Genomic DNA, 9,585 nt, shown 5'->3' on the forward strand with positions numbered 1-9,585 from the left:
ACCTCATGAGGAAACTCCAAAATCGCGACGTACATCACATTCGAATGATGGTACGCGCGTCGTGGCATTGATCTTCATCGTTGGAAGATCAAGACGCAGTCAACGCCGCCCGTGTCACGGGCGACGTTGCGGTGGAACGCAGCAGTGGCTGCGGCCTGGGGCCGCCTTACTCGTACTGGATGGTGAAGGTGGCCTGGCCGTTCGCGACACCGGCACCGACCGTGCCGGCCTGGGTCTGCACATAGCGGGCGCGCAGCGGCAAGGTCATCGTGCTGGTGCCGGGGGTGGTGGTACCGACATTGACGGTCTGGCCGAAGCGCACTTCGCGCTCGGTGGTGCCATCGCGCTGGACCATCTGGATGCCGATGCGGGTGGCGCTGTTGGTGGCCGCACTGAGCTTCAGCACGCCCGGCATGTTCGAGCTGTCCTGATCGGCATCGAGGCGGATGCCGATCTTGCTCTGGTACTGCGCGACATTGCTGCCCTGGCAGTTCAGGCGGATCTCGAAATCGCGGTCAACGGCCTTGGAACCGACACCGGTGAAGGTAGTGTTGGGCACGCTGCCGAAATCGACGGCGATATTGCGGCTGCCGGCCTGCACTTCACAGGTCGGGCTGACCACGGTGGTGCCCGAGCCCTTGAAGGTCGAGGTCAGTTCCGGACGGCCAGGGCCGTCGCCGTCGAGATAATAGGTGGTGAAGCGGCCGTTAGGCGCGATGATGCCCGAGCCCGTCTGCGCGGCGGTCTTGATCAGCTCCACCCGGAAGCGGCCACCGTTGAGGGTCAACGTCCGGCTGCCCCCCAATTGCAGGGTATGCGGGTAGTAAGTCTGGATGGTGCCCGAATCACGATAGACACGAATGCCCACCCCGGCTACATCGGTGGCATAGACGTTGCTGAAACCCGGGACCGCGTTCTGCTGCGCGGCGTTGACGAAACGGCCATTGGCACTACCGCCCCAGCGATCGCAGTAACCGATGCTGTCGCGCTGGTTGATAGGCACGATCAGCTCCTTGATCACACCACCGACGGGCAGACTGGGCAGGATTACGATCTGCCCCATGTCCATCTGCACGTCCTGCGCGACAAAGCCCTGTTGGGTGATGTAGCAGGTCGCCAACGCCGGGCTGGCCACGGCAATACCAGCCAATATGGCCACCGCACTCAGCGCCTTGCGGCCACGGGAAGAGATCATCGGCATGCTGCCTCCAGCGGGATGAAGCCGGTCTTGGACGCATCGGCGCCCGCCGGAACCTGGTAATCGACGGTGCAGCGCTGGTCGGCGCCGGCGCCCCACTCCACCAGCAGGCGGCCCTGGTTCTTTTCACTGCGCACGTACAGGCGGCCACCCTGGCTGACCATGCCCACCGGCTGGCCCTGCTCATCCTTGACCTGCGCACCGAACGGCATGGTGCGGCCATCCGGGTTGCGCACCTGGATCAGCAGCGCGTTGCCCTTGCGGGTATCGAAGCGCAGGTAGCTGATGGCACCGGCGAACGGCGCGATCGACTGGCTGGTGCTTTCCAGCTCGACGTCGTGGGCCATGCCCTGCGGGTCGAGGGTGACGGTATTGAGGCGGTACGGCGACACGTACGGGACCACCGCGTAGCCGCGGCCATCGACGCGCAGGCCCGGGGCGTTGCTGACGATCGCATCGCGTGCGCCCGGCGCTTCCACCAGCACCATGGTGTCGCCACGCTGCGGGGTGAAGGTGAAGCCGCCCGGATGCACGACCACGCTGCCGTTGGCACCGACCGAAGCCTGGCGGAAATCGCGCGAGTGGCTGTAGGTCGCGTTCAACGCGGAGTAGCGGCTGCGGTACTCGGCGTTGCCGACCGCGGTGGTGCCACCTTCGCGGGAATCGGACAGGGCCACGCCGTAGCTGAAGTTGTTGTCGACACCGGCCGAACCGGTGATGCCGACGCGGCTGTTGTCGTAGCCACCGCGGTCGCGCACGCCGAGATCGGCGCTGAACGACACCGGGTGGGAACCACGGCCCAGCGGCACGCTCATCGACAACAGGTACTGGGTGTCGGAACGGCCCAGCACGCCCTCTTCGGTGCGCAGCGCCGAGAAGCCGTAGTTCACCGAACGCCAGGCATTGTTGTAGCCCACCTGGTACTGCTTGGAGGTGCCGGAACGGTCGTAGAAGTCACGCACCGAACCGGTCACGTACAGCGCGCCACCGCGACGGCCCAGCGGCTGGTTCAGCGTTACCTGGAACTGGCTGCGCTGGCGGCCACGGGTGGTCGGATCGATGCCGCGCTTGTCCGAATCACGGCCGTACAGCGCGTCCTGCAGGCTGTAGAAGCCTTCGGTCGAATAGCGGTAGGCGGCCAGGGTCAGGTTGGTCCCGGTCTCGCCGATCATGTTGCTGTAGCTCAAGCGCACGCTGGCACCGGTGTGGTTGCCGTAGTGATCGAACGAGGTACGCGCATGGGTGACGTCGGCAGCGAATGCGCCGACCGGCGTGGACAGACCGACGCCGTACAGCAGCGACAGGTAGCCATCGCTCAGTGCACTGCCACCGTACAGGGTCAGCTGGTTGCCGATACCGCGCTGGTAGGTGCCCTGCACCAGCCACGGCTCATCGGCCAGCAGCTTGTTGCGCACCTGGCCGGCCGTCAGCGAGTAACGCGACACGCCTTCGCGCAGCATCTGCGGCACCGAACCGAACGGCACCTTGAATTCGCGGCGGCGGCCATCGGCCTCGATCACGCTCACTTCCAGATCACCGCCGTAACCGGTCGGGTACAGGTCGTCGATGACGAAGCTGCCCGGCGACACGGTGGAGGAGTAGATCAGCTGCTCGTTCTGGCGCACTTCGATGCGCGCGTTGGTCTCGGCGATGCCGCGCACGACCGGCGCGTAACCGCGCAGCGAATCGGGCAGCATGCGGTCGTCGCTGGCCAGGCTGGCACCGCGGTAACCGATCGAATCGAACAGTTCACCGGTGGTGTAGGCCTCACCGATGGTGAGCATGCCGCGCACCTGCGGAATGCCGCGCTGCGCATAGGTGGCGATGCTCTGCCAATGGCGGCCGTCGCCCTCGGACCAGGTCAGGTTCGAATCGTGGCGGAACTGCCAGCCACCCAGGTTCATGCCGGCGTTGAGGCCGAGGTAGGCACTGCGGTTGCGCTGGCCACCTTCGACGCGGCTGTCGCTGTCGATGGCATTGAAGCTGTAACCGACGAAACCGGCATTGATGCCACGGTCCCACAGCGCCGGGTTGACGTAGCCACGCGCCTCGCGGCGCAGGAACACCTGCGGGATGCTCAGGTCGTAGCGCAGGTTGCCGCTGTCATAGACACCATAGGCATTGGCCATGCGCTGCTGGACCGGCACGCAGCTGGTCTTGTCGGTGGGCACGGACGGATCCTGCTGCAGCAGCACGGCCTCGCTGTCCACGCCCATTTCTTCCAGCATCGGCAGCGGCAGGCAGGCGTCGACACGGCCCTGCGCATCGGCCTTGAACTGCAGATCGCGACGGCCCTGCCAGGCACCGTTGACGTACACGTCGACACGATAGTTGCCGGCCACCATCGGGTTGCCGTTGCTGAAGGCCGCCAGGTCGACCTGCTTGGCCTGGCCAGACAGGAAGCTGGAGTTGAACTGGGCCGATTCCGGTGCACGCGCATTGGCCGCACCACTCTGCGCCATCAGCGCCTGTTCGCCGAGATTGGCCGGAGCAGCCAGCGCCCATCCTGGGCAGGCCACGCCAGCAACCAACAGGCAAAGCGCCTGATGGATCGACAATGTCAATCTGTTTCCGATCACACTGACATTCCTTCAATTCGCCGCACAGCGGCGGTGGCGGGATGCGCAGGCCAGGGGCCGGCGCGGCGCGTTCAGCCCCCGGTGCTGCCGAGGCGGATGGTGTGTTCCACCCGGCCGCCGTAGTCGTTGATGGTGATGAAGCGGACCTGGTCGGTGCCCGCCGGTGCGGCGAACTCCAGGCTCTGCTTCGGCGCGACCATCGCGCCCTTGTCCTCGACGGCCTTTTCACTGCTGCCGGTCACGGCATGTACTTCGGCCAGAGTGACGTGGAAGGGGCTCGGGTTTTCCACCCGCAGGCGGTCGCCATTGCGGGTCCAGCGCAGCGCTGCCGGTGCATCGTTGGCGACGCCCTTCAGGCCCTGCGGCCGGTAGAAAAGCTTCAGGCGCGAACGAAACGCGACCTGCAGGTAATTCTGTTCGCCGCTGTCAGCGTTGTCCGGGGACGGCGGCACATCCAGCACGTTGAGCCAGAACACCGACTCGCGGTCGGTCGGCAACTGCGCGCCGGAGAAGATCAGTCGCAGCGCCTGGCTGCGGCCCGGCTCGACACGCGCGATCGGCGGCGTCAGTACGAACGGGGCATCGCTGGTATCGGCGGTCTGGTTGGCGTCGCCGCTGTCGATCCAGGCCTGCACCAGCGCCGGCGAATCGCCCACGTTGTCGACCTGCACGGTGACTTCGCGCGCCTGCGCCGGATAGATCACTCGCGTGCCATTGACCACCACGCCGGCCAGAGCGTTCTGGCAGAAGGGCAGCGTGAACGCTGCCAGCAGCAGCGCCCGGGGAAAGAATGCTTTCATCGGAAGTACTACGCTCGAGGTATGTGGCCAGGGGCCGCGATGCACTGGCCGGCGCGTACGCCGGCCAGTGCGGGTACGGCTACGATCAGTTGTAGATGATCGTGTACTTGACGCTGCTGGTGACGTCGCCCGGGGTGGCGGCGGCAGTGGCGTAGTACTCAGCGTAGTAGTTCAGGTCGGCCGAGCCGTCGGTGCCGACGGTGACCCACTGCGAGTTGGTCTGGGCCAGGCCAGCGCCAGCAGCCTTGATCGGCAGGACCTGGTTGTTCGAGCCCAGCAGCTGCAGCTGCACGTTGGTGGCAGCGTTGGCCGAGGCCTGGTTCAGCAGGCGGCCGGTGTTGAAGTCGACGGTCGAACCCGGCTCGAAGTAGGTCGCGACGTTGCCGGCGCTGCACTTGGTCAGGTTGATGGCGAACGGGGTACGACCGGCAACGGCACCGGCGGTGGCCAGAGTGTTCTTGGACACGGTCGGCAGGTTGACGGCGAAGTCCTTGCCGCCCGGGGTCGAGATGGTGCAGGTCTTGTCGGTCACCTTGCCGTTGAAGGTGATGGTGCCGTCGGCGGCGTTGGCGGCCAGCGGAGCGGCGGCCAGCATCAGAGCGGCAATGAGGTTGATCTTGTGCATTCGCTTTTACCTAACCCTACTGAAGAGATGAGAAGTAGAGGAGGAAGCAAGGAGCACTGCCGGGCTATCAAGACCCATCCTTGCGTCTCACCTGTGGCCGGACTCGGACATACCTTCCCCTGAATCCGTGACGCAAGTATAGGCACAACTGTGATGAAAGTCTCATTATTTTTCTGAACGCCAATTCATTGACGCCTCAAATGTGACGTGTTAGGCGAAATCGAGGTTGGGGGAGCGCAAGGGATTTGACGGTAGCCGGATCAGGCCACAAACGACCCTGCATGACGCACCTGGTGGCGCGTTCGGCATGCGCGGAAACAGGCCTTTTTAAGGTGGAAATCACCTTATTTGATGCGCATCACTCTTTGTTGGTGATGGCCCTAGCAGATTCGGAATCGTCCTATTAAAGACGGATCGAACCTGTCGCTAACTAGGACACACCGAACCAGAGAACGTGTCATGAGAACCTCCCTTCTGCTGTGCGTGGCCCTGATGTCCGTCAGTGCGCTGGCCCAGGCCAGCAGCGGCAGCATTCGTTTCAGCGGCCGTATCGCCGAGCCGGGCTGCACGACCAACCTGTCCCAGGGCGAGCTGAGCCTGGCGGCCTGCCCGCCGTCGGCCAAGGGCTCGACGGTGGCCGTGACGGCGCTGGCCGATGGCCAGGCCGCGACGCTGCGCGACGGCAAGCGCCAGGGGCAGAAGCTGTCGGTGTCGGCCAGCGCGATGCGCGCCGGCGATATCGCCTTCTCCGAGCGCTACAGCGTGCAGGCTTCGAAGCAGCAGCCGCTGCAGGGTGCCTACCTGGTGGTGGTCGACTACCTGTAAGCCGACGTGTTTACGCCGGCGGCAGCTCGAAGACCTGGCGCAGGTAGGCCAGGTAGCCGGGGTCGTCGCACATGCTCTTGCCCGGCGAATCGCTGAGCTTGGCCACCGGCTGGCCGTTGCAGCGGACCATCTTGATCACGATGTTCAGCGGCGTCGGACCCAGATCATTGGTCAGGTGGGTGCCGACGCCGAACGCGACCTGGCAGCGACCACGGAAGTAGTCGTACAGGCGCATGACCTTGGCGATGTCGAGCCCATCGCTGAACACCAGCACCTTGCTGCGCGGATCGACGCGGCGCTGCTGGAAGTGCGCCAGCATGCGGTCGCCCCAGTCGAACGGATCGCCCGAATCGTGGCGGACACCGTCGAACAGCTTGCAGAAGTACATATCGAAGTCGCGCAGGAACGCATCCAGGCCGACCACGTCGGACAGCGCGATGCCGAGGTCGCCGCGATACTCGCGTGCCCACGATTCCAGCGCCGCCACCTGCGAGTCACGCAGGCGTGGGCCCAACGCCTGGAAGGCCTGCAGATACTCATGGGCCATGGTGCCGTGCGGGGTCATGCCATACAGGCGGGCGAAGTGCACGTTGCTGGTGCCGACCAGCTGCGGGCCCAGTGCATCGCGCAGCAGCGGCAGCAGGCGCGCGTGCCAGTCGCGCGAGTAGCGGCGACGGCTGCCGTAGTCGGCGATGCGGCACTGTTCGAAACCGGGGGTATCGCGCAGCAGCGCGGCCTTGGCCTGCAGGCGGCGCTCGCCTTCGGCGAAGTCAGGCGTGGTGGTGTTGCGGAACCAGACTTCGTTGATGATCGCCAGCAGCGGCACTTCGAACAGGATGGTGTGCAGCCACGGGCCGGTGATGTCCAGTTCGATCTCGCCGGGCACGGTCTTCGACGCGCGCAGCTGGATGTACTTGCGGTCGAGGTGGAACAGGCCGAGGAAATCGGCGAAGTCGGGCTTCACGAAGCGCAGGCCACGCATGTAATCCAGCTCCGCGTCGCTGAAACGCAGGCTGCACAGGTGGTCGATCTCTTCGTCGATCTGGTCGATGTAATGGGCCAGGTCGATGCCGGGCGTGCGGCACTTGAACCGGTACTGCACCTGGGCACCGGGGTGCTGGTGGAGCACCGCCTGCATCATGGTGAACTTGTACAGGTCGGTGTCGAGCAGGGACTGGATGATAGGCATGGGGCGGATTATGCGCCCAGCAGGGTGAACCGGGGTGGCTGCGGCCACGCTCGGCTCTCCGCGGAACGGCATTGGTAGATCCACGCCATGCGTGGATGCCCTTCCGGCTCTACAACGACCTGCGCACCAGGCGCGGCACCAGCATCAGGGCGTGGGCCCAGATCGCGCCCCATACCGCAGCACGCACCGGCAGCGAACGCTGACTGGCCTCGAACTTCCGGAAATAGCGCCACAGGCCCCGGTGCTTGTGCCATTCCACGAAGAACGGCCGTGAGCGGCTGGAGACACCGCGCACATGGGTGACCTGCAGGTCGTTGGCGATCGCCACCACCGCGCCAGCCTCACGTGCGCGCCGGCACAAGTCCAGGTCTTCGGCGTGCAGGCGATAGCCAGCGTCCCAGCCACCGATGCGGTCGAACAGCGCACGCGGCATCAGCAGCAGCGCGCCAGACAACGCCGGCACCCGCTGCAGCGCCTGCTGCGGATCGCGCGGGACCGACAGCTTCGAGCCTTTGCCGGGCGAACGCAGCATCAACAGGAAATCCGGATCACGACGGCGCACGGCCTCGTCGGCATGGCCATGCTCGTCCAGCTGTTCGACACCCAGCAGGCAATCCCCCAACCGTTCGGCACGGCTGCGCAGCTCGGCCAGAGTATCGGGCTCGACCATCAGGTCCGGGTTGATGAAGGCCAGCCACGGGCTGTGCGAATCGGCCACCCCCTGGTTGTTTGCGGCGGCAAAGCCGGGATTGTCCGGATTGCCGACAAAACGCACGCGCGGGTCGTGGCTGGCATGGCGCTGCACGATATCCAGCGTGCCATCCATCGAGCCGTTGTCGATCACCCGGATTTCGGCCACGTCCCGCGCCTGGCGCAGGCGCGAGAGACAGGCATCGATGGTGCTGCCGCTCTGGTAGGTGACGACGATGGCGGCGATGGCAACATTCAAACGGGTGGCTCCGGCGCGGAAGGAACGAACAGGTCGCCCTGTTCCTTCGGCATTATCGCCTGCCGCATGCGCTGCTGCAGGTCGGCACGCAGCCCGTGCAGCGGGTCGTGCATCAGGAAGTCCGCCAACCTTGGCACCCAGCCCGGCCAGCGCGCAGCCAGCGCTTCAAGATCGCCGTCACGGCTGACCGCCTCCCCTGCCCGGCTGACGAAGGCGGTCTCGCACAGCACGTTGCGCCATCCCAGGCCGGCCATGCGCAGGCTCAGGTCCACCAGCGCCGCGTTCCAGCCGGCGTAGCTGTCCACGTCCAGGCCCCCGGCACGTCGACGCGCGTTGCCCCGCACCAGCACCGCATGGGTGACTGCGGACGGCAGCTCGGGGTGCAGGGTTGGCAATGTGGCACAGGTATGCGCCAGCAGGGCCGGATCATGGGGTTCGGGATTGATCTCGCCCAGCCTGGGCCACGCAGCGGTTTCGCCAGCATTGCACCACGGGGTTGCGGTGGCGATGGCGGCATCGCGGGCGAAGGTGTCCTGCAGCTGCTGCAGCCAGCCCGGCGCGGGCACGCTGTCCGGTGCCAGCACCGCCACGTCCATGCCATCGCAGGCGCGCAACATCTCGTCCAGGTGGGCCACCTCGCCCAGCGGCCGCGCGCGGCGGGTGTACTCGGCCTGCAGTGGCGTATGCGCCAACCAATGTTCCACCACCGCCTGCGCGCGCGGCCCGGTCTGCGCATCGTCGGCCAACCAGACCGCGGTGCCCGGCGCGGTGCCGGCATCCAGTGCGGCCAGGCAGCGGTCGAGCGCGGCATCGTCCACGCACAGCGGCAACAACACGATCGCCCCCATCCCGCCTCCGTGGTTGTCGTTAGCCACAGCCTAGCACCGGGAGGGTATCGGCCGGGTTGCACCCGGCACCCGCAGAGGCCGAAGCCGAAGCAACAGCAGAAGCCGGCTATCCGTGGGATGGCGGGGTGGGTCCGGTTGCGGGGGACGCCGTGAATACGTCCCTGTAGGCTTGGCCGCGGCATCCATGCCGCGGACACCCCCGCAACCGGACCCACCCCGCCTTCAACAGATCTCCGCGATCTGCAGTAGATCCACGCCATGCGTGGATGAATCTCCATCAGAATCGAATATTTCGAATTGGAATCGAAAAGCATCCACGCATGGCGTGGATCGTGTCGACCAAGGTCGACACCTACCAACAGCAGCAGGAAACTGTCGAAGGCGGGGCACTGTGGGTTTGCGGGGTGTGAGCCGCATGGATGCGGCGACCAAGCCTTATCTGATGAAAATCTGTCAGCGTAGGTGTCGAGAGCCGGCGTGGGCCGCCGTACGAGCCTGGATCTCGACGATCGCCATGTAGCTTGGCGCCCACGCCGGAATCTCCCTTGATCCGCCCGAACAGTTGCTGGAGC

General features: G+C 65.7%; 8 protein-coding genes. 1 reads left to right on the forward strand and 7 read right to left on the reverse strand.

What is annotated here, in order from left to right:
- Positions 1 to 166: 166 nt before the first annotated feature.
- The 4 genes from AC5P6S_RS14185 to AC5P6S_RS14200 all read right to left on the reverse strand — a co-directional run bounded on the left by AC5P6S_RS14185 (position 167) and on the right by AC5P6S_RS14200 (position 5,202).
- Positions 167 to 1,201, reverse strand: a complete 1,035-nt coding sequence (locus tag AC5P6S_RS14185) for a fimbrial protein (RefSeq protein ID WP_005408041.1) — start codon at positions 1,199 to 1,201, stop codon at positions 167 to 169.
- The gene (locus tag AC5P6S_RS14190) at positions 1,192 to 3,756 is read right to left on the reverse strand and encodes a fimbria/pilus outer membrane usher protein (RefSeq protein WP_005412212.1); all 2,565 of its coding nucleotides are present in this window, start codon (positions 3,754 to 3,756) and stop codon (positions 1,192 to 1,194) included. Before AC5P6S_RS14190 ends, AC5P6S_RS14185 begins: the two co-directional genes overlap by 10 nt.
- A gap of 92 nt (positions 3,757 to 3,848) precedes the next feature.
- Positions 3,849 to 4,577: a fimbrial biogenesis chaperone gene (locus AC5P6S_RS14195; protein WP_005408039.1), complete on the reverse strand. Its 729-nt coding sequence runs from the start codon at positions 4,575 to 4,577 to the stop codon at positions 3,849 to 3,851.
- 85 nt (positions 4,578 to 4,662) lie between these two features.
- A complete protein-coding gene (locus AC5P6S_RS14200; protein WP_005408038.1) occupies positions 4,663 to 5,202 on the reverse strand; it encodes a fimbrial protein in 540 nt (179 codons plus the stop codon).
- Between the two features lie 459 nt (positions 5,203 to 5,661).
- Here AC5P6S_RS14200 and AC5P6S_RS14205 point away from each other — a divergent pair, with 459 nt between their 5' ends.
- On the forward strand, positions 5,662 to 6,027 hold the full coding sequence (locus AC5P6S_RS14205; RefSeq protein ID WP_044569511.1) for a hypothetical protein: 366 nt from the start codon (positions 5,662 to 5,664) through the stop codon (positions 6,025 to 6,027).
- 10 nt (positions 6,028 to 6,037) lie between these two features.
- Here the strand turns inward: AC5P6S_RS14205 and pncB are convergent, their stop codons facing one another.
- The 3 genes from pncB to AC5P6S_RS14220 form a co-directional block, all read right to left on the reverse strand.
- The gene (gene pncB, locus AC5P6S_RS14210; RefSeq protein ID WP_005412211.1) at positions 6,038 to 7,216 is read right to left on the reverse strand and encodes a nicotinate phosphoribosyltransferase; all 1,179 of its coding nucleotides are present in this window, start codon (positions 7,214 to 7,216) and stop codon (positions 6,038 to 6,040) included.
- A gap of 109 nt (positions 7,217 to 7,325) precedes the next feature.
- Positions 7,326 to 8,165 carry a glycosyltransferase family 2 protein gene (locus AC5P6S_RS14215; RefSeq protein ID WP_049417530.1) on the reverse strand — a complete coding sequence of 280 codons (840 nt, stop codon included), beginning with the start codon at positions 8,163 to 8,165 and terminating at the stop codon, positions 7,326 to 7,328.
- Positions 8,162 to 9,013 (reverse strand): glycosyltransferase family 2 protein, encoded by an 852-nt coding sequence (locus AC5P6S_RS14220; RefSeq protein WP_005412209.1) that lies wholly within the window; start codon positions 9,011 to 9,013, stop codon positions 8,162 to 8,164. Before AC5P6S_RS14220 ends, AC5P6S_RS14215 begins: the two co-directional genes overlap by 4 nt.
- Between the last annotated feature and the right edge of the window lie 572 nt (positions 9,014 to 9,585).

The sequence above is a fragment of the Stenotrophomonas sp. YJH_SMC_119 genome (assembly GCF_059368315.1).

Coding starts and splice junctions, on each gene's coding strand:
- AC5P6S_RS14185 (WP_005408041.1), bottom strand. CDS start 1,201: ATGCCGATGATCTCTTCCCGTGGCCGCAAGGCGCTGAGTGCGGTGGCC.
- AC5P6S_RS14195 (WP_005408039.1), bottom strand. CDS start 4,577: ATGAAAGCATTCTTTCCCCGGGCGCTGCTGCTGGCAGCGTTCACGCTG.
- AC5P6S_RS14200 (WP_005408038.1), bottom strand. CDS start 5,202: ATGCACAAGATCAACCTCATTGCCGCTCTGATGCTGGCCGCCGCTCCG.
- AC5P6S_RS14205 (WP_044569511.1), top strand. CDS start 5,662: ATGAGAACCTCCCTTCTGCTGTGCGTGGCCCTGATGTCCGTCAGTGCG.
- pncB (WP_005412211.1), bottom strand. CDS start 7,216: ATGCCTATCATCCAGTCCCTGCTCGACACCGACCTGTACAAGTTCACC.
- AC5P6S_RS14220 (WP_005412209.1), bottom strand. CDS start 9,013: ATGGGGGCGATCGTGTTGTTGCCGCTGTGCGTGGACGATGCCGCGCTC.